At 57.2% G+C, this 521-nt stretch carries 1 pseudogene; it reads right to left on the bottom strand.

The window, feature by feature from the left end:
- Positions 1-521, bottom strand: a pseudogene (locus tag AC19YR_RS24840) (IS5 family transposase); the annotation flags it as partial.

The following is a 521-nucleotide window of genomic DNA, read 5'->3' as shown; positions in this document are numbered from 1 at the left end:
TAGGCTCTGTACGTAAAGTATTGTCGCAAGCACCGCATAGCGCAGGCCAATGAGACCATCGCCGCAAAACTTGTTGCGAGCTTGTCGAAGCGCGTCACGATGCGACGGTTCTCCTTCAGCCAGCCAAACATGCGTTCGATGATGTTGCGCTGCCGATATTTGGGGCGATCAAAAAGTCGAGGCAATCCTGGCTTGGTTTTGCGCTTCATGCTTCGCAACGGAATGACTGGCTGCATGCGATAACGATCACAATACTGGCGCAGCGCTTCAGCGTCGTAACCCTTGTCAGCCAGCAACCAGCGGCAACGCTTGCGTGGGCGACCGCGCAGGCTGGGTATGCAAGCCTGATCGAGTAGCGGTTGGGCATAGGCTATATCGCTGGCTTGTCCGCCTGACAACAGGAAACGCAGAGGCACACCATTGGCGTCGCACAGCATGTGAATCTTGGTCGTCAGGCCACCCCGGCTGCGCCCGAGCGCGTGGTCTTGCGGTTCTTCAAATCCCCTTTTTTCCCGGCACCT

The sequence above is a fragment of the Pseudomonas sp. MF08817 genome, from assembly GCF_059862705.1.
Note: the sequence above shows the minus strand (reverse complement) of the source record. Positions and strands in the feature narration are given on the sequence as shown.